Origin of the sequence: Longilinea arvoryzae, assembly GCF_001050235.1 — a bacterium.
In the GTDB taxonomy this organism is placed as follows: Bacteria; Chloroflexota; Anaerolineae; order Anaerolineales; family Anaerolineaceae; genus Longilinea; species Longilinea arvoryzae.
In genome coordinates this window covers 1148688-1167407 of record NZ_DF967972.1, presented here as the reverse complement: position 1 = coordinate 1167407, position 18720 = coordinate 1148688, and the positions used below count along the sequence as shown (strand labels likewise).

Here is an 18720-nt window from a genome sequence, read left to right as displayed (position 1 = left end):
ATTTTGCGATCGAATTTTACGAAACGACCGCGAATTGGGCGCAGCTATCGGTTTTTCTTTTCACATCGACGGTTGAATTTTTTATCGAACGGCCTATATTGAACATAGGAGTGGTTCGTGAACCGTACCATTGTAATTTTCCTGGCCTTCTTTGTTCCCGTGTTGGCTGTCTTGCTGGCCGGACTGGGCTGGAAAACGCTGCCGGATAACCCGCTGGGCTGGTTTCTGTTTGTCACCGGCGCGGTCTTTGCGATTGGCGTCGTCATCGTCCTGTGGATCCGGCGCAAAGCCATCTGGCAACCCCGGTCCGGCGGCGTGATGACCCGCGAAGAAAAAGGCGACCGCTCATTCTGGCTCTACCTGCCCGGGGCAATGGCAGCCTTCTTCATTCCGCCCCTTGAATACCTGTACCTGCCCGCCGTTTTACCGCGCAGTTCGGCTTTCGCCTGGACGGGTGGTATCTTGGTCATCTTGGGCTGCACCCTGTTCGCGTGGGCCAGGCGCACGCTGCGCGCGGCTTATTCCGGCCACCTGAGTGTGACCAGCGAACAGATTCTGGTCCAATCCGGCCCTTACCGTATCGTGCGCCATCCGGCCTATCTGGGCTATTTTCTCATGTCGCTCGGTGTGTGTTCGGGATATTCCAGCCTGTATGGTCTGATCAGCATCCCTTTACTCCTGATGCCGGGACTGGTCTACCGCATCCGCACCGAGGATAAAATGCTGGAAGGCCATTTTCAGGACCAATTTCGCGCTTATGCCGCTCACACGGCCCGGTTGATTCCGGGAATCTGGTAAAGACGATGACTCCGGCCTCCAACATTTACCTTGAACGCAGGCCGCGCCTGCTTCGCGAATTCGATCGCGGCGCGCGACTGATTCAGCCGGTGCTGGCGCATTATTTTCCTGCGGAAGCGTCAGAAAACCTGGCAATTCAGGCCCGCCGCGAATATGCCGACCTCATTCCGCAGCTCCCAGATCTGGGCGGAAAAGAACCTTTCACCCGTTTCCTTATTTCCACGGCTGAATTACTGGCTGTTTATCGCACGGTCACTGCCCGCGACCTGAGCCTGGCGCAGACCGGCGAACTGGTTTTCGAAATCGGTCGCGCCTATCTCAAAGCCTATCCGGCCTACATGACACGCTGGTTAGGCTTCATGAGTTTTACACCTTTTTACCTGAACCGGTTGCGCAAGCGAGCCGTCGAATCGCATGAGCGGCGTTACCCGGATGGCTACGTGTTCGACTATATTCCGGGCGACGGCGCGACCTTTGATTACGGCGTGGATTACCTGGAATGTGGCTCGTGCAAATTTCTGGCCCGCCAGGGTGCATCTGAATTCGCGCCCTATATTTGCCCATCCGATATCCTTTACAGTAAGGCGCTGGGATGGGGATTGGTGCGGACGATGACGTTGGCTGAGGGCGCGCCCAAATGCGATTTTCGTTTCAAACGCGGCGGACCGACCCGCGTGGCTGTGCCGGAATCTTTGCGGCCGGTCATCGAGCAATACAACACCCAATAAATTGAACTCAATACACGTTATCTACCCAGTTCGAGGTGGAATATGGATAACCAATTGCAGATCATTCTGGTGATCGTTGCCCAAATCTTCACCCTGGCGGCCGTATTTTTCACCAGTTTCCTCAACCGGCGCAACAGCGCCCAGCTCATCGAACAGGAACTGCGCACGCGGAAACGCGCTGAATACCTGGAAGAACAGCTCTTCAAGCTATACGGCCCCATTTCCATTCTGCTGCACATGAACAAGGCGCTGCTCAAACTGCGGTTCAACCTCGAAACCAACACCTACAGTAACGCGGTTCCCGAAGCGCTGTGGCAGGACGTGCGCGACAATGTCATCCGGCCAAACAACTTTCGCATCGTGCGCCTGCTAAAGAAAAACTTCCACCTGCTCGAAGGCAGCGACATTCCCGATTCGGTAATGCGTTTCATCGTCCATGCCGAAGTGTTCGCCCTGCAGCACAAGCACAACCTGGCCAACGAAACTTATCTAAAAGATTTCCGCTTCCCGGTCGAATTCGAGCAGTATATATTCACAACCACCAACAAGGTAAAGAAGGAATACCTGGGGCTGGTATCCGAGGACAAAATCAAGATCCATCCCATCCCCAGCAAGACCCTCGCTCCGCCGCGCAAAATGCAAAAGATTACCCGTGAGGTGAAATAAAAAGAAGGGATACGATTTTTCTATTCAACCTGCCTCATTCAGCATTCGTAAAGACTTTGCCCTTCTTCACCACATGCTTCACCAGATTCCCACCGAAGCGATACGCCAGGTGGCGGTAATCGTCGACCGAGAGCACAATCAGGTCGGCCTGTTTGCCGGCTTCGATCGAACCGATGCGGTCGCTGCGCCCGATGGCCGCGGCGGCGTTGAGGGTTGCAGCCGCGACCGCCTGCGCCGGGGTCAGCTTGAGGTAGCGGCAGGCCAGCGCGATGACAAACTGCATGCTTTCGCACCAGGCCGTGCCGGGATTGATATCCGAAGCCAACGCCAGCAGCCCATCTGCCGCCAGGATCTGCCGGGCCGGGGTGTACTGGGCCTGAGCCAGCCCAAAGGGCGTGCAGGGCAGCGCCACGGCCACCGTATTGCTGTGGGCCAGCGCGGTGATGTCGATGGCCGAGGTCTTCACCAGGTGATCGGCCGAAGCCGCGCCCAGCTCGGCTGCCAGGCTGGCCCCGCCCAGGTTATCGAACTCATCGGCGTGAATCTTGAGCGGGAAACCCAGCGTTCGGGCCGCCGATAGGACACACCGCGACTGCTCCAGGCTGAACGCGCCCGTCTCGCAGAAGATATCCACGAACGGCAGCGGGCGCCCGGCGGCATGCCGGTCCCACCAGGACCGCAGTTCGGGCAGCATCTGACGGCACAACAAATCCGTGTAGCCGTCCGGGTCATCCTTGTATTCGGGGGCGATGGCGTGCGCGCCCAGGTAGGTCGGCGCCAGTTCCAGCGGACCCTCGCCGTCCAGTTCCAGCAAGGCCTGCATCTGGAGCAGCTCACTGGCCGATTCCAGTCCGTAACCGGTCTTGGCCTCGGCGGTGGTGGTGCCGCAGCGGAACATGGCCTGCATGCGAGTTCGCGTCTGCTCTTTGAGGTCGTCCAGGCTGGCCGCACGCGTGGCGCGCACGGTCGAAAGGATCCCGCCGCCGGCGGCCAGAATCTCGAGGTAGGTCTTACCCTCCAGGCGCATCTCGAATTCGGCGGCGCGGTCGCCGGCCCAGATCAGATGCGTGTGTGGATCGACGAAACCCGGCAGGGCCGCGCCGCCGCCGGCGTCGAAACGCGGCTCGTTGGGATAAGCCGCCAGCAGTTCATCTGCCGTGCCAACCACTTCGAAGGTCTCGCCGCGCACCAGCACTGCGCCGTTGGGAATGATTTTCAGACGGCCGAGTTCGCTGCCGCGTTGCGGTTCGCCGGCCAGGGTCAGGAGTTGCGAAAGATTGTGAATGAGCATGGGTTTTAACAGGCCTCACCCCGATTGGGTTCGGGGTGAGGAATAAGGATTATTTGCGAAACTTGCTTGATTGCTGGGTCAATCGCCAGCGATTGATGAGACGCGCCACCTCGGGCAGCAATCGTGCGCGGGCAGCCGGGTCGGCTTCGCCCTCATGATGCGTGCTAAATGCCGTATGGATCTCCTCGGCCAGCTCTTCGTTCAGCCCGGTGGCTTCGATCTGCCCGCTCCAGGCCTGGCGCTTGGCCTCGTCGAATGGCATATGCGCGATGACTTTGATCAATTCTCGTTCTTCTGGTGTGGTACGGTGTGCCATTGAATCACCTCCGTTGGTTCAACCCCGCGTCCGAATGACGCGGTCCTTATTATTATAACTGGACTGGCGCCATTTGGACAAAACGGGAAAGAAAGCCATAAGAAAGCCACAGAGTCCACAGAGAAAGAAAGAGAGATCTCTTCTTTGCAATCTCTGTATCCTTTTTGGCTCTCTCCTGGTTTTCTTCTTTTCTTTCTCATCCAGTTTCTTCTCTGCGATCTCTGTGTCCTCTGTGGCTTTCTCTTGGCTTTCGCTTTCTTCCTCTCTTTCTCATCCAGTTTCTTCTCTGTGACCTCTGTGTGCTCTATGGCTTTCTCTTGGCTTTCTCTTGACTTTCTTCTTCTCTTTCTCATCCAGTTTCTTCTCTGTGACCTCTGTGTCCTCTGTGGCTTTCTCTTGGCTTTCTTCTCTTTTTTCCCTTCCCAATCCCCAATCCCCGGGATATGATTATTCCACGGAGGGTGAATCATGCCGTTTTATCTCGATTCTGCCACACCCGAAGACGCCCGGATGGCTGCCCGCCTGGGATGGGTGACCGGCGCCACCACCAACCCGCGCATCCTGGCCAACTGCGGACTGCCGCCGGAGCAGGCGCTGGCGATGCTGGCGAAAACCCTGCCGCACGGCCCCATCTTCTACCAGCTCACCGCGCCCGACCTGGCCGGCATGCAGGAGGAGGCCGCCCGGGCCGCCGAGATCCTGGGAGCGCGCCTGATTTTGAAGATCCCCGCCCACGAACCCGGCTTCGAGGCCGCCGCGCACCTCTCCATCATCTATTCGGTCGCCATCACCGGCATCTACGATGCCTCTCAGGCGATGGTGGCCGCCGCCTGCGGCGCGAAATTCGCCATCGCCTACTACCACCGCGCGCTGGGACGCCTTGAGGACGGCATCGGGATGATGCGCGCCTTCGTCGACGTGTTGCGGGGAACCGACACCCTGCCGCTGGCCGCCTCTTTGAAAAACCCGGAGGAAGTGGTGGATGCCCGCCGGCTGGGTTTCACCCACCTGACAATGCCGCTGGAAGTGCTGCGCTCGCTCAGCGAACATCCCGCCAGCCAGCAGGCCATCGCCGAATTCAATTCCGAGGGCATTGGCTTGCATGATTGATGTCAAACCCGTCGGCACGATATTCCTCGGGCGGTCAATCTCTGGTGAATCTTGCCAGGGTGGTTTATGGATTACTTTCGAAATAAAAAGATCGCCACGGAGATCATTTTTTGAGAACAGAAAGACGAAGTCGCTTATCCCTTAATCACCCGTTGTCAAATTTGATTTAGTGGCTTGCATGTGTCCTCATAAAGCTCTGCGATCTCTGTGACTTTCTTTTAGCCCTCGGGTATACTTACCCTCAAGGAGACCCTTTCCATGAAAATTCTCATCACCGGCGGCGCCGGTTACATTGGCAGCACCATCGCATCGGCATTGGAAGACGCCGGTCATACCCCGGTCATCCTCGATTCGCTGGTCACCGGGAAAGCTGAATTTACCCGCGGGCGTGTGTTCTACCGCGGCGACATCGCCGATGAGGCCCTCCTGAAGCGCATTTTCAGCGAGCACCCCGACATTTCGGCTACCATCCACTGCGCGGCGTTGATCGTGGTGCCCGATTCGACCGCCCGGCCCTACGAGTATTACACCGAGAACGTCGCCAAGTCGCTGGTGCTCTTCCGCAGCCTGCGCGACCTGGGCTGCAAGCGCGTGGTGTTCAGCTCCTCCGCCTCGCTCTACGACCTGGTGCCGGGTTTCATGGTCACGGAAGAGTCTCCGCTCAAGCCGGGCAGCCCGTACGCGCGCACCAAGTACATGATGGAAATGATCCTGCACGATTTCTGCGCCGCCTACGGCATGCAGGGCATCGCCCTGCGTTACTTCAACCCCATCGGCGCCGACCCGCAACTGCGCACCGGCCTGCCGCTCAAGGAACCCTCCCTGGTGCTGGGGCGCCTGGTGATGACCGCCCTCGGCCAGTTGCCCGAATTCCTGATCACCGGCACCGATTACCCCACCCGCGACGGCACCGGTGTGCGCGATTACCTGCACGTGTGGGACCTGGCCCAGGCGCACCTGGCGGCCGTGCTCGATTTCGACGGCGTCTTCCAGCGCGCCGGCAACCCGCCCGACAACTATCTGGTGATCAACCTGGGCACCGGTAAGGGTGTGACCGTGCGTGAAATGGTGACCGCCTTCGAGAAGGTGTGGGGCAAACCCATCCACAAGCGCGAAGCGCCCCCCCGCCCGGGGGATGTCGCCGGCGCCTATGCCAATGCCGACACCGCCAAGCGCCTGCTGGGTTGGGAAACCCGGTTCACCATCGAAGACGGCATCCGCGACGCGCTGCGCTGGGGCGATAAGCGCAAGGAAGTGCTGGGGTATTGAGATGAGCGATTCCACACCTGGCGGCAAGCCCGGCGAACCGCAGACCAGCGCTGAGAAATTCGGCCCCTTCAAGGTGATCACCATCGTCCTGATCGTCGTCGGATTATCCGATATCGCGGCCGGCGTCCTTAATCTGGTGCGCGGGCTGAACGAAGGGTCAATGGATGCGCTTCTCCCGGAAGTGATTTTCTACGCTGCCACGGGCACACTGATCATCCTTTCGGCGCTCCTTCTCTATAAAAGGAAAGCCCTAGGCATGTGGATTCTGATCGCCAGCATCCTGGGCAGCACCGCCTACACCCTGATCGTCAAACATTCCCTCGATTTGATCCTGATCCTGTTTGGCGCCGCAGTCATCTGGCAACTGGTCATCTTCCTGAGGCAGGGCGAGATCCGGTAATTCGCCGGCCAAAATGGAATCTCATTCGCAAGAGAACATCGGGATGATGGTATGAGTGAACTCGAACCCAACGAAAACCCGGAAAAGCCGCAGACTCCAGCCGAACCAGCGACCCCGTTGAAGAAGTACAACGCCTTTCAGGCGCTCGTCCTGATCCTGACCGTGATGGGATTGTTCACCATCCTGGCGGGCATTCTCAACCTGGTCGGCGGGCTGCTCGGTATCGTGGCCAACGCGCTGCTGGAAGACGTGATTTTCAACGTCGTCTTCGGCGCGCTGCTGTTCGTCACGGCGCGCGTGCTGGCCCGCAAGAATGCACTGGGGCTGTGGATCTTTGTCCTGACCGTCCTGATCAGCCTGATTTATGAAGCGGTCATGCAGCGTGGCATCAATTACATCATGGTTCTGTTCGGCGGCGTGGTCATCTGGCAGTTGCTCCGGCTGAAAAAGCAGGGCGAGATCCAGTAAAGGCATTGCGCATTCTGAAGGGCGCAGAGTCGCCTTCGAAGGATGAGAAAAAGCGCAAAGGCCAAACCCCTTTGCACTTTTTTATAAGCGATCCAGCCTTGAATGGCGTCGGTCTGGAGGAATTCAATGAAACCGTTGAAGGCGAACGACATGCCCGGGAAGGCCAATCCTTTCATGGATAAATCCAGCCCACTCCAGATTCTCATCCTGGTTTTGATGGTGGCAGGTTTTTATGGTGTTCTGTCCGGCATCATCGATCTGATCAGCGGGTTTACCGAAGGGTTCGCCGCTGATCTGGTGAAGGACGTGGCCTTCGATCTGTTTTTCGGCCCCCTGGTTCTGGCCATATCGTTGGTGTTGATCAAAGGGAAATTGCTGGGCTTGTGGTTGTTGATCGGCACGATCCTGCTGACCATGGCCTTTAATTTTTTACAGGGTCGGGAATTCAACCTGCTGATGACGTTGATCGGCGCCGCCATCGTTTGGATGTTATTCAAGCGCCAAAAGGCGGGGGAACTTCGCTAGACGGGCAAATTTAAGCGCATCCCCAATGCTCACGACTCGCAGCCGCTGCCCGGCGTACTCCAATATTCACGCCTTCCCCTTCGTCGATACCCGAATAACCTTCTTTTCGATATCCGTAAATACTCTGCCAATAACAGGCGCTCAATACCCCAATAACGTCTTCCCCTTTTCCGCGTGCTCTTTCGAATTAATCATCAACTGCCGGATCAAATCGCTGGCGGTGAAGAATTTGAGCTTGCTCGTCCCAATGCCAAGATAAGTCGATAATCCATCCAGGTCGACCGAATCCTGAAACGCATATTCTGAATTCTGTACGACCTTTGCGTCCCACACCTCGGACGCCAGCGACCAGCCCTGAATGGCCTGGACGTATTCGTAATTCGCGGCCGTGTATTTCAGGGGCCAGTCGCCGGCCGCGCTGTATTGCGCCTTCACGTCGCCCAGCAGGCTGGCGAATTCAGCGTTATCGACCCCCTGATCGGCTAGCGTGCCCAGGCTTTCACTCGCCAGAACCAGAGCCGAGGCCCGGCTCCGAAAATTCTTCTCTTCCTGCGAAGCAAAATAGCCTTTGATGGCAAACAGCCCGGCGAACAACACCACCACGAAGAATACGGTGATCAATAAGTACCCGAACAAACGATTGGTAGCTTTCTCGACGGGCTGCTGGTTTTCCATATTTATTCCCCGGGTTTTACGCTGGATGAAATTGAATTCATGACCGAACAATAGAATAATAGCGCATTTCTGGAGAATCAAAGTGGCTGGATGTTAAAAATATCTTCTTCCTGCAAGGGAAATGTCCGCATGAGGTCCAAAAAGGATTTCGGAAAAGAGTTCCTTAACTTTTTCGTTCGCGCCCACCTCGGATGGTATACTTTCGGGCAATGGACTACCTCAACCTTCTCAATCCCCAACAACGCCAGGCGGTGACCGCCGCGCCCGGACAGACGCTCGTCCTGGCCGGGCCGGGTTCGGGCAAGACCCGCGTGCTCACCCAGCGCATCGCTTATTTGATCCAATCCATGGGCGTGCGCCCCTACAACATCCTGGCGGTGACCTTCACCAACAAGGCCGCCCGCGAAATGGGCGAGCGTCTCGACCAGCTCCTGGGCGGCGCGCGCGCCCGCGGGCTGTGGCTGGGCACCTTCCACGCCATGTGCGCGCGCATTTTGCGCACCGAGGCCAACAACCCCGGCCTGCTGCCCTTCCAGTCCAACTTCGTCATCTTCGACGCCGACGACCAGCAGAACCTGGTCAAGCGCGCACTGCGCGAAAACAACATCGACGACAAGATCAACAAGCCCTCGGCCATCCACGCGCGCATCTCCGAGGCCAAGAACAACCTGGTCTCCCCGGATGACCTGCCCGTGCGCTCCTACCGCGACGAGATCGTCGTCAAGGCCTTCAAACGCTACAATGAACTCCTTCAACAAAACAACGCCGTCGATTTCGACGACCTGCTGCTGTGGGTGGTCAGGCTCTTCGAGGAGCATCCTGAAATCACCGAGAAGTACGCCCGGCGCTTCGAATACGTGCTGGTGGACGAGTTCCAGGACACCAACATGGTGCAGTATTCGCTGCTCAAGCTGATCAGCTCGTATCACCACAACATCTTCGTCGTCGGCGATGAGGACCAGTCCATCTACCGCTGGCGCGGCGCCGATTACCGCAACATGCTGCGCTTCGAGCAGGATAACCCGGGCTGCGAGAAGATCCTGCTGGAGCAGAACTACCGCTCGACCCAGACCGTGCTGGATGCGGCCCGCAGCGTGATCGACCAGAACGCCAACCGCACCCCCAAGAGCCTGTTTTCCGACCGCGGGCGCGGCGAGAAGATCAGCCTGCACGAGGCCGTCGACGACCACGCCGAAGCCGCCTACGTGGTGGACACCATCCAGGGCCTGCTGCGCAAAGGCGCCCTGGGCGGCGATTTTGCCGTGATGTACCGCACCAACGCCCAGTCCCGCCTGCTGGAAGAGGCCTTCCTGCGCGCCGGGCTGGCCTACCGCCTGGTCGGCGCGCAGCGTTTCTACGGGCGGCGCGAGGTCAAGGACATGATCGCTTTCCTGCGCCTGGTGCACAACCCGGACGACGAGATCAGCCTGCAGCGCATCATCGCCGTGCCGCCGCGCAGCATTGGCGAAAAAACGGTCAACGCGCTGCAGTTCGCGGCCCAGAAGGCCGGGCACAGCATGGGCGCCATGCTGCTCGAGCTGGCCGAAAAGGCGGATGAATCCCCGGTCTGGAAGGAACTCGGGCGCGGCGCCGGGCCGATCTTCGACTTCGCCGTGCTGTTCAGCGGCTGGTTGAAGGCCAAGGGTGAGCTGGACCTGCCGGCCCTGTTCGACCGGATCGTCACTGAAACGGATTACAAACCCTACATCGACGACGGCACCGATGAAGGCAAGGACCGCTGGGACAACGTCGAAGAACTGCGCCGCCTGGCCTTCGAATACCAGAATAAGGGCCTGGTCGATTTCCTCGAAAACCTGGCCCTGGTTTCCGACCAGGATACGCTGCCCGAGCAGGTCAATTCGCCCACCCTGCTCACCCTGCACGCCGCCAAGGGGCTGGAATTCCCGCAGGTGTTCATCGTCGGGCTGGACGACGGCATCCTGCCGCACTCGCGTTCGCGCGACGATCCCGAAGAGATGGCCGAGGAGCGCCGCCTGTTCTACGTGGGCATCACCCGCGCCAAGGACCACCTCTACCTGGTGCGCGCCGGGCTGCGCAGCACCTACGGCAATCCCGAATACCAGGTCGCCTCGCAATTTCTGGACGACATCCCCGAAGACCTGCTCGTCCGCTCCGGCGGCGAGGTCGTCGGCGGGCCGGCTCGTCTGAAGAGCTGGGACGACACCGGCGAGGATGACTACTCCTACGGCCGGCGTTCTTCCTCTCATTATTCCAATTCTCGTAGTAACGACGTCAGTCGTTCTAATTCCAGTAGTAACGATGTAAGTCGTTCTTCCGTCAGTCGTTCTTCCGGCAGTCGTTCCTCCAACGGCTGGGGCAAGACTTCCTACGATTGGAGCCAGCCGCGCACCGTGCACGCCGCGAGCGGCCGCAGCACGCCGCCCCCACCCGCACCCGAGCCCGAGCAGAAGTTCCACGACGGCCAGCGCGTGCGCCATCCCTCCTGGGGCGAGGGTCTGGTGCTCTCCAGCCGCATCCTGGACGGCGAAGAAACCCTGGACGTGGCCTTCGAAAGCGTTGGCATCAAGCGCCTGATTGCATCGCTGGCGAAATTGGAAGCGATTGGCAATTAGCTGTTAGCCATTAGCCATTAGCTTTTAACGATTAGCGGGTCGCGCTTTGCAATTTCGAGGTGGATTGAATGCTCCACCTCATTTTTTACGCAGGTCTTTCTCTTTCCGGTCCACGTTTCACTCTTCACTTCTTCCCCGCATACCCAATCAACGAATACCGAAAATCCTCTTATCCCTTTATTGTAATTCTTACAAATACGAGTATAATAGTATGTGATAAACATCACAATCTCATCGAGGTCAAGAAGGAGAACGTTCATGAAAAACCAGACCAAAATTCCGCAGGTCGTCATCATCGGAGCCGGATTCGGCGGTTTGAAAGCCGCCCGCAATCTGGCGGATGCGCCTGTTCACGTCACGCTCGTCGATCGCAACAACTATCACCTCTTCCAACCCCTGCTCTACCAGGTGGCCACCGCCGGCGTCGCGCCGGAAGAGATCGCCTACCCGGTGCGGGCCGTCTTTCGCCGCCAGCGCAACCTGGACTTCCAACTGGCTCAGGTGCGCCGGGTCGACCTGGAACACTGTAAACTGGTCACCGATCAGGGTGAGTTGGGCTACGATTACCTCATATTGGCGGCCGGCGGGCGGACCAACTTCTTCGGCATGGACTCCCTGGAGCGCAACGCTTTCGACCTGAAGGAACTGGGCGACGCCGTGGCCATTCGCAATCACGTGCTGCGCCTGTTCGAAAGGGCCGCGCTCGAGCCGGACGATGCAGCGCGCCAGGCCATGCTCACCTTCGTGGTGGCCGGCGGAGGCCCGACCGGCGTGGAAAGTGCCGGGGCGCTCTCGGAGCTGATCCGCCTGGTTCTGTCCAAGGATTTCCCGCGTCTGAAGGTCAGCCAGGCCCGCGTGCTGCTCCTCGAAGCTGCCGACCGTTTGCTGCCGGCCATGGCAGCCGAACTCTCGGATGAGACCGTGCGCGCCCTGCGCGAAAAAGGCGTGGATGTGCGCTTCGGTGCGGCCGTGGCCAGCTTCGACGGCCAGAAAATCACTCTCCAGGACGGCCAGGCCATCCCGACCCGGACGCTCATCTGGGCAGCCGGGGTGCGCGCCGCTGCGCTGGTGGAAACGCTCGGCATACCCTTGGCCCGCCAGGGACGCGCGCCCGTTGCCCCGACCCTGCAGCTGCCCGATCATCCCGAGGTGTTCGTCATCGGCGACGCTGCCTACCTGGAAGACCGATCGGGGAAGGCGCTGCCCATGGTCGCGCCGGTCGCCACCCAGCAGGCCGACGCCGCGACTGCCAACCTGCGCGCCCTGCTGACCGGGAAACCCCTGCACGCCTTCCGGTATCGCGATCCGGGCAGCATGGCCACCATCGGACGCAACCGGGCCGTGGCCCAGATCGGGCCGCTCAAACTGCGCGGCTTCATCGCCTGGGCGGCCTGGCTGTTCGTGCACCTGATGAAAATCGTCGGCTTTCGCAACCGGCTGGCAGTGCTGCTCAACTGGGCCTGGGACTACCTGTTTTACGACCGCGCCGTCCGCCTGATCGGCGGGCCTGAATTTGAACCCGAAAAGGCCGCTCTCAGGTAAAATAACAGGGAAGATGGAGAGCTGAATTTGGAAGACGAAAATGAATCCCCGTTGAAGTTTCCCTGCCAGTACCCGATCAAAGCCATCGGTCATTACGCGGATGATTTTGCCGACATCCTGCTCGAGATGATGCGCCGCCACGTACCCGATCTGGACGCCAGCAGTTTGCAAAAGCGGCTGAGCAGCGGCGGGCGTTATTTATCGGTGACCATTACCTTCACAGCCCAAAGCCGCGAGCACCTCGACGCCATTTATGCCGAGTTGAAAGCCCACGAACGGGTCCTGTATTTGATTTAGAGAACGCGGGAGGAAGCCATGGGCCAGATAACCGAGCCGCAAACTTGTTTCATCTGCCGCAAACACAACGGCGAAATCGATTCTCCGGGTGGGGCGGTTTACGAAGACGAATGGGTCTTTGCCGGGCACGCCTTCATCCCGGACGGCAAGGATACGGCCTATCTGGGCATGCTGCTGCTCGAACCCAAGCGCCACGTCGCCAACTGGATCGATCTGTCCGACGCCGAAGGTGAAGCCATGGGGCGCGCCGCGGCGCGAATCGCGCGCGCGCTAAAGAAAGTGTGCCGCGCCGAGCATGTCTACACCTTCGTACTGGGGCACAGCATCGACCACCTGCACATGTTCATCATCCCGCGCTACCCGGATACGCCGCGCGAATTCTGGGGATTGAATGTGGACGATTGGCCGGGCGCGCCACGCGGCGGGATCGAAGAGATCGAAGACCTGTGCGAAGACCTGAGAAGCGCACTAGAATAGAATGTAAAGTATAAAAAAACACGATGATGATCCTCGTGTTTTTTTATTTTGGTCCGATCCAATTATTCGAGAAGCCACTCCGCCGTTGATCGCACTTGTACAGGCAGATCCCCGATCCTGAACTCATCTTCATTCCGATCCGATAGGATCAACATGCGTTCCATTTTCATTGCGCCTGCGGCATCCTCCAGGGCGCGGGTTTCACGCTCGCGTGTAACCGGGCTGGATAAATCCTGGGCCACCTGAATGAATTGGCCTGTCTCAGGGAGATAAAAATCGACTTCATACCCACCCGGGGTGATGTAATAGAATATATCCCTGGTTCTCCGGCGCAGCGCTAGAAAAACCAGGTTTTCCAGTAATTTTCCGCTGTTGGGAGAAAACCGGAAGCCGACTGCGTTGACCAGGCCGGTATCGATGCAATAGACCTTTTTGGGTGCGATTTGCTGACGTTTAAGTGAAAAATCGAATCTCCGTATGGAGAACAATAGCCAACTGTTTTCCATGGATTCGATATAACTGCGGATGGTATTGACGCTCCCCAATTGAAACTGCGCCTTCAGCTTGTTGTAATTGACCTGGCCGGCCGGGTTGCTCATCAGTAAATAGGCCAGTTCGCGCAGGGTTTGTACGCCTTCCAACCGATAGCGGGCAGCAATGTCGCGATACAGCACATCATCATACAACGTGCGAAGAATGGATAATTCAGGATACTTAAGCGCTTCCGGGATACCCCCCGATCGCTGGTATTCATTCAACGAAGCATTCAGTAATGCACTCCCGGTCGTCGTGAGAGGTTGCCCATCGGGTATCTTTATATTTTTAAAAACCAGAAATTCGCGAAAAGAAAAAGGCAACAACTCGATCGGTACGTAACGTCCCGTCAGGCGTGTGCCCAGATCACGGCTCAACAAAGAAGCGTTCGAGCCGGTAATGTAGAATTTAAACCCCAGATCCATGAAGCGGCGCACGAAACGTTCCCAATCCGCCACATTCTGAACCTCATCGAGAAAGAAGATCTTGCGCTCGCCAAAGATTTCCACCAGCGTTTGATAAAGGTCGTTGGCATCCTGCGCCGCAAACCCGAGTAAACGCTCGTCTTCGAAATTGAGGTAATAGAAGGATTCTTGGCCCAATCGATGAGCCATTTGCGCCAGCAGGGTCGACTTACCCACCCGTCGCAAACCTGAGACGATCACCGCGTGCGGGAGCGCCGCGGCGCGTTCCACATCTGCCAATCGCTCGCGTTCGATACCGGTGTCGCGCCGCCAGAACGCCTCCATTTGCTCCAGCAGCATGGCCCGAATTTGCTCACCCGTCCAACGCGCCTTCCAGACCATTTTATTCATAATGAAATCATACAGCATAATCATTTCATTGTCAATGAAATGATTATGGTATTACATTTCATTCAGAATGAAATGATTTCCCGAAACGAAAGTCCTCACGCCCCCGTAAGATCCTGATTGTCTTACTTCCGTGGCGTTCTCGTCACCGTGGGCGTGATCGTCGGCGTGGGCGGAATATTGCCGGACTCCAGCGCGTAAACTTTCAAATCCGCGAAGCTGACCGAAAGCGATTCCTGGTTGGCTGCGCGCGCGTAGAAACCCACCCGCCCGCCGGTCAGCATCGGGTCGGAGGCCGAGAATTGAAAGGAATCCTCGACGAAAACGCGCATCTCTTTCTTGTAAACCCACACGCCCAGTTTGAACGACAGCGGCGGGCGCACCAGAATGGTGGCGGTCCAGTTCTGGACCACGGTGGCCGAGCCGCCCAACACGCGTTCCAGGCGCAGGTTGCCGGCGCAGTCGGAGATCAGGCGGTAATAGTCACCCTCGCTCTGCGCGCGCAGCAGCACCCCAAAACGGTCGTCCGTCTTGCACATCGACGGGTTGACCGTTACTTCCAGATAAAAATCGCCGAAGTCGGGCGTTTTCCGCAAACTTGAAAGCGTCACGCCGGGTTGGCTGATGACGATGCTCAACTGGTTGGCGCCCAGCCCCACCGTCCCGCTGTCCGTCTTCTGGGTCGGCCAGTCGCTGGCGCTCGAAAAATCATCCTCCAGCAGCAGCTCACCCACCCCGGGGCGCATGGCCGGCGTCGGAAGCAGTTCCAACGGCGGCACAGGCGTCGGTGTGGGTGTGTCGGGGAACCACTGGATGGTGGCGCTGGGTTGCGGGGTGACGGTTGGAGTCTCAGTCGGCAGGGGTTGAGCGGTGCCCAGCAGTTCGGCGCAGCCGCTGAGCGTCAGCAGCAGCCCCAGGCACAACCCAATCCGCCACGCGTGTTTCTTCACTTCACGACGTCCACAACCTGGTCGCGTTCGGGACCCACTGAAACCTGGCACACCGGCGCGCCGGCGATTCGTTCCACGCGCCGGACGTAAGCCTGGGCTTCGCGGGGCAGGTCGGCCCAGCGGCGCACCGCTTGCAGGTCAGCCTGCCAGCCGGGCAGCTCTTCATAGATGGGCTCGAAGGGCGATAGGTCGGCCGGTCCCAGCGGGAGCTGTTCGTATTCACGCCCGCCGGCCCGGTAGGCCGTGCAGATGCGAATGGTCGGCAGCCCGCTGAGCACGTCCAGCTTGGTCATCATGATGTCCGTCAGGCCGTTCAGGCGCACGGCGTAGCGCAGCAGCACCCCATCCAGCCAACCCACGCGGCGCGGGCGGCCGGTGGTGGTGCCGAATTCATCCCACGGGTTGGCGCCGGTGCCGCGCAGCCGGATGGCGGCGTCGCCCTGCACCTCGGTCGGGAAAGGCCCCGAACCGACCCGGGTCTGGAAGGCTTTGGTCACGCCGATGACGCGCCGGATGGGCGCAGCACCGAGCCCCAGACCCAGCAGCGCGCCGGCGGCGGTCGGGTTGGAGCTGGTGACGTAAGGGTACGTGCCGGCGTCGATATCCAGCAGCGTGCCCTGAGCGCCCTCGGCCAGCACGGCCTCGCCGCGTTTGAGCGCCTGCCAGACCTGCAAACCGGTATCCGAAACGTACGGTTGCAGCCGTACGGCATACTCATCGTATTCTTTGGCCACCGTCTCCGGATCCAGCGGCTCGGCGTGCAGCAGGATCAACTGCTGGTTGGAGGCGGCAATGTGGGCCAGCATCTTCTCATGAAAACCGGCCCGGTCGAGCACGTCCTGCAGGCGCAGGCCGCGCCGGGCGGCCCGGTCGGTATAAGCCGGCCCGATTCCGCGCCCGGTGGTGCCGATCTGACCGCTGCCGCGCGCCTGTTCCAATGCCCGGTCCAGCGCGCGGTGCGCCGGGGTGATCAAATGCGCGGCAAACGAAATTTGCAGCCGCTCCGGGCCGATCTTCACCCCCGCGGCGCGCAGCGTTTCCTGTTCGGCGAAAAAGGTGGCCGGGTTGACCACCATGCCGCTGCCCATCACACCCAACGTGTGCGCGTGCACCACCCCCGATGGGATCAGGTGTAATTTGAAGGTCTGATTTCCGACGCCTTCGGTGTAAACCGTCACGGTATGTCCGGCGTTATCACCGCCGTTGAAACGGGCTACGATATCGGCCTTTGCAGCCAGTAAATCGACGATACGGCCTTTGCCTTCATCTCCCCACTGCGTGCCTACGACAATATCCAGGGGCATGTGATTTCTCCCGATAAGAATTTCGATCCTGCGTGCTCATTATACCGTCATTGAGTCGAGTCCTGGGATTCCGAAAGCCCCGTTTTGAGCCTCCGGTGGTTCCTTGCAACCAATTTCGATCTGGATCGTATATCAATTGGTAAGATCAATTCCTCCTGGAGTGTTTACAGTAATGAAGAAATCAATTTTCTTAATCGTCCTCCTGACAGCCGCGCTGATCCTATCGGCCTGCGGCGTTTCGATCGATATCAACAATCCCAGATCGATCATCGGCTCTGGAAATGTCGTCACACAGGACATCCCGGTCAGCGGATTCAACGTGGTGAAGATGAACAGCATCGGCAGTCTGAGCATCCGCCAGGGCGATACCGAATCGTTGACCATCGAAGCAGAAGATAACATCCTTCCCCTCCTTCAGGCGAATGTCAGCGGTGGCCAACTGGTGTTGGACATTCAACCCAACGCTTCCATCCAATCGAAACAGGGCATTCATTACATCCTGGTTGTCAAGGACCTCACCCGGCTGGAAATGGCCGGCATGGGCGACATCGATATCGACGGGTTGGCGACGAATTCGCTGGACATGGACCTCTCCGGCTCGGGCGACCTGACGCTGAAGAACCTTCAGGCGCAGGACCTGAGCTTATCCCAAAATGGGATGGGCTCGGCCGAGGTCACCGGCCAGGTAAAATCGCTGACTCTGGTGTTGAAAGGCTCGGGCGACCTGACCGTAACCGGCCTTCAATTCGAGGATGCGAACATCTCCCTGGAAGGGATGGGGTCGATCGAACTCTCCGGCCAGGCCAATTCACTGGCGCTGGCGATCAAAGGTTCAGGTGATGTCCAAGCCGCGGACTTGTCCGTGAAGGACGCCACCGTCAGCATTTCCGGTATGGGCAACGTGAAGTTAACGGTCGTGGACAGGCTGGACGCCACGATCAGCGGCAGCGGCAGGCTGGAGTATTACGGCTCGCCGAAAATCACCCAGAATGTTACCGGCATGGGTTCGATCGAGAACCTGGGCACCCGATAATTACCGCCGTATGGCAGATCACCTCCCCGAAAACGGGGAGGTGATTTTTATTTCCCATTCATCTGTGTTTACCAATTTTTCCATTTCCCCGCCTTTGTTTTATCATTCTCCGGGATGTCAGCCTCCTTCTTTCAAAAAAAAGCTACAATTCAACCAACTCAAGGAGATTCTCCATGCCCGATTATCTGAGCGTAAAAGAAGCCGCCGAAAAGCTTGATATCAGCCCCGCCGCCGTACGCTCCCTGATTCAAAAAGGGGAACTGGAAGGCGCGTTCCAATCGCCCAGCCGCGCCTGGCTCATCCCGGCCGAGGCGGTCAGCGCCTATAAATCCGGCCACCGCGAACCATCCAGGAAGCCACGCAAAACGACCTCCCGGCCCCATCGCGAGACCACGAAAAAAGACGAAAAGAAACGCCCTGCCAAAAAGAAGAAGGAAACCCGGAAGCGCAAGGCGAGCCAATCTTCTGGCATTGGTCTGGATGACGTCGTCCAGGCCCTCACGCAAATCCTCGGCAAATCGAACAAGCCTCAGAGCGGCAGCCTGTTGACCACGCTGCTTGAGCAATTCACCGGTCAAAAGCGCAGCGTTGGACCCGATCAGCTCAATGCGCTGCTGGCGAACCTGGGTGAGCAGGATCCCGACCTGCTGCAGGAAGTGCTCAAGTCGTTATCGGCGCCTGATCTGGCCGGCCTGCCGGAAAATCTCAAGCCGCGGTCTGAATAACTGCTTTCAGTCTCCATAATATCCACCGGGTTGGTGACAAAGGCTGGATCCTCCGGCTCTACGAACGATCATCGCTATCGCCCGAAAGAAGCTTTCCCTCTTCCGGTGGAAGGAATGTGGTCTGAACATGAAAGCAAAGAAAAATCGAAGGTTGGTCGAATTAATTGCATTCTGAGTGATGGAAGTACTCGCCGGCGTTGCCCTGA

The 18720-nt window shown here is 58.6% G+C and carries 21 protein-coding genes; 14 read left to right on the top strand and 7 right to left on the bottom strand.

Features of this window, described 5'->3' with window-relative positions:
* Positions 1-117 precede the first annotated feature (117 nt).
* Genes LARV_RS05240 through LARV_RS05230 form a run of 3 tightly spaced genes read left to right on the top strand, consistent with a single transcriptional unit; the run spans position 118 to position 2192 of the window.
* Complete coding sequence (locus tag LARV_RS05240; RefSeq protein WP_075072640.1) at positions 118-798, top strand: methyltransferase family protein; 681 nt, start codon at positions 118-120, stop codon at positions 796-798.
* 5 nt (positions 799-803) lie between these two features.
* Positions 804-1526 (top strand): L-2-amino-thiazoline-4-carboxylic acid hydrolase, encoded by a 723-nt coding sequence (locus LARV_RS05235; protein WP_075072639.1) that lies wholly within the window; start codon positions 804-806, stop codon positions 1524-1526.
* Positions 1527-1568: 42 nt separating this feature from the next.
* On the top strand, positions 1569-2192 hold the full coding sequence (locus LARV_RS05230; RefSeq protein WP_075072638.1) for a hypothetical protein: 624 nt from the start codon (positions 1569-1571) through the stop codon (positions 2190-2192).
* A gap of 34 nt (positions 2193-2226) precedes the next feature.
* Here the strand turns inward: LARV_RS05230 and hutI are convergent, their stop codons facing one another.
* The 3 genes from hutI to LARV_RS05215 are packed head-to-tail and all read right to left on the bottom strand — an operon-like array spanning position 2227 to position 4269.
* Entirely contained in the window at positions 2227-3483 is a 1257-nt protein-coding gene (gene hutI / locus LARV_RS05225) for an imidazolonepropionase (protein ID WP_083522334.1), read from the bottom strand.
* Between the two features lie 49 nt (positions 3484-3532).
* Entirely contained in the window at positions 3533-3799 is a 267-nt protein-coding gene (locus tag LARV_RS05220) for a hypothetical protein (RefSeq protein ID WP_152031714.1), read from the bottom strand.
* Positions 3763-4269, bottom strand: coding sequence for a hypothetical protein (locus LARV_RS05215; RefSeq protein WP_075072635.1), 507 nt, complete (start codon positions 4267-4269; stop codon positions 3763-3765). Before LARV_RS05215 ends, LARV_RS05220 begins: the two co-directional genes overlap by 37 nt.
* On the opposite strand from LARV_RS05215, the gene LARV_RS05210 reads away from it, so the two are divergent.
* The 5 genes from LARV_RS05210 to LARV_RS05190 all read left to right on the top strand — a co-directional run bounded on the left by LARV_RS05210 (position 4268) and on the right by LARV_RS05190 (position 7571).
* Positions 4268-4909: a transaldolase family protein gene (locus LARV_RS05210; protein ID WP_075072634.1), complete on the top strand. Its 642-nt coding sequence runs from the start codon at positions 4268-4270 to the stop codon at positions 4907-4909. The genes LARV_RS05215 and LARV_RS05210 overlap by 2 nt on opposite strands.
* Before the next feature lie 258 nt (positions 4910-5167).
* Entirely contained in the window at positions 5168-6178 is a 1011-nt protein-coding gene (gene galE / locus LARV_RS05205; protein ID WP_075072633.1) for a UDP-glucose 4-epimerase GalE, read from the top strand.
* 1 nt (position 6179) lies between these two features.
* A complete protein-coding gene (locus LARV_RS05200) occupies positions 6180-6578 on the top strand; it encodes a hypothetical protein (RefSeq protein WP_075072632.1) in 399 nt (132 codons plus the stop codon).
* 51 nt (positions 6579-6629) lie between these two features.
* Positions 6630-7046, top strand: coding sequence for a hypothetical protein (locus LARV_RS05195; RefSeq protein WP_075072631.1), 417 nt, complete (start codon positions 6630-6632; stop codon positions 7044-7046).
* A 126-nt stretch (positions 7047-7172) separates the two neighbouring features.
* Complete coding sequence (locus LARV_RS05190) at positions 7173-7571, top strand: hypothetical protein (protein WP_075072630.1); 399 nt, start codon at positions 7173-7175, stop codon at positions 7569-7571.
* Positions 7572-7712: 141 nt separating this feature from the next.
* On the opposite strand, the gene LARV_RS05185 is transcribed toward LARV_RS05190, so the two are convergent.
* Positions 7713-8246, bottom strand: coding sequence for a hypothetical protein (locus LARV_RS05185; protein ID WP_075072629.1), 534 nt, complete (start codon positions 8244-8246; stop codon positions 7713-7715).
* A gap of 209 nt (positions 8247-8455) precedes the next feature.
* On the opposite strand from LARV_RS05185, the gene LARV_RS05180 reads away from it, so the two are divergent.
* From LARV_RS05180 to LARV_RS05160, 4 genes are all read left to right on the top strand, one after another.
* A complete protein-coding gene (locus LARV_RS05180) occupies positions 8456-10840 on the top strand; it encodes an ATP-dependent helicase (protein ID WP_075072628.1) in 2385 nt (794 codons plus the stop codon).
* A 258-nt stretch (positions 10841-11098) separates the two neighbouring features.
* Positions 11099-12382, top strand: a complete 1284-nt coding sequence (locus LARV_RS05170) for an NAD(P)/FAD-dependent oxidoreductase (RefSeq protein ID WP_152031713.1) — start codon at positions 11099-11101, stop codon at positions 12380-12382.
* A 27-nt stretch (positions 12383-12409) separates the two neighbouring features.
* Entirely contained in the window at positions 12410-12679 is a 270-nt protein-coding gene (locus LARV_RS05165) for a YbeD family protein (RefSeq protein ID WP_075072626.1), read from the top strand.
* Positions 12680-12697: 18 nt separating this feature from the next.
* On the top strand, positions 12698-13156 hold the full coding sequence (locus LARV_RS05160) for an HIT family protein (RefSeq protein ID WP_075072625.1): 459 nt from the start codon (positions 12698-12700) through the stop codon (positions 13154-13156).
* Between the two features lie 62 nt (positions 13157-13218).
* Here LARV_RS05160 and LARV_RS05155 read toward each other — a convergent pair whose 3' ends face one another.
* The 3 genes from LARV_RS05155 to LARV_RS05145 form a co-directional block, all read right to left on the bottom strand.
* On the bottom strand, positions 13219-14505 hold the full coding sequence (locus LARV_RS05155) for an ATP-binding protein (RefSeq protein ID WP_075075118.1): 1287 nt from the start codon (positions 14503-14505) through the stop codon (positions 13219-13221).
* Positions 14506-14627: 122 nt separating this feature from the next.
* Entirely contained in the window at positions 14628-15452 is an 825-nt protein-coding gene (locus LARV_RS05150) for a hypothetical protein (protein WP_152031712.1), read from the bottom strand.
* A complete protein-coding gene (locus LARV_RS05145) occupies positions 15449-16756 on the bottom strand; it encodes an adenylosuccinate synthase (RefSeq protein ID WP_075072623.1) in 1308 nt (435 codons plus the stop codon). The genes LARV_RS05150 and LARV_RS05145 overlap by 4 nt, the downstream gene beginning before the upstream one ends.
* A 172-nt stretch (positions 16757-16928) precedes the next feature.
* Between LARV_RS05145 and LARV_RS05140 the strand changes: the two genes are divergently transcribed.
* Both LARV_RS05140 and LARV_RS05135 read left to right on the top strand, forming a co-directional pair.
* A complete protein-coding gene (locus LARV_RS05140) occupies positions 16929-17789 on the top strand; it encodes a head GIN domain-containing protein (protein WP_075072622.1) in 861 nt (286 codons plus the stop codon).
* A 173-nt stretch (positions 17790-17962) separates the two neighbouring features.
* Positions 17963-18514: a helix-turn-helix domain-containing protein gene (locus LARV_RS05135; RefSeq protein WP_075072621.1), complete on the top strand. Its 552-nt coding sequence runs from the start codon at positions 17963-17965 to the stop codon at positions 18512-18514.
* Positions 18515-18720: the final 206 nt, after the last annotated feature.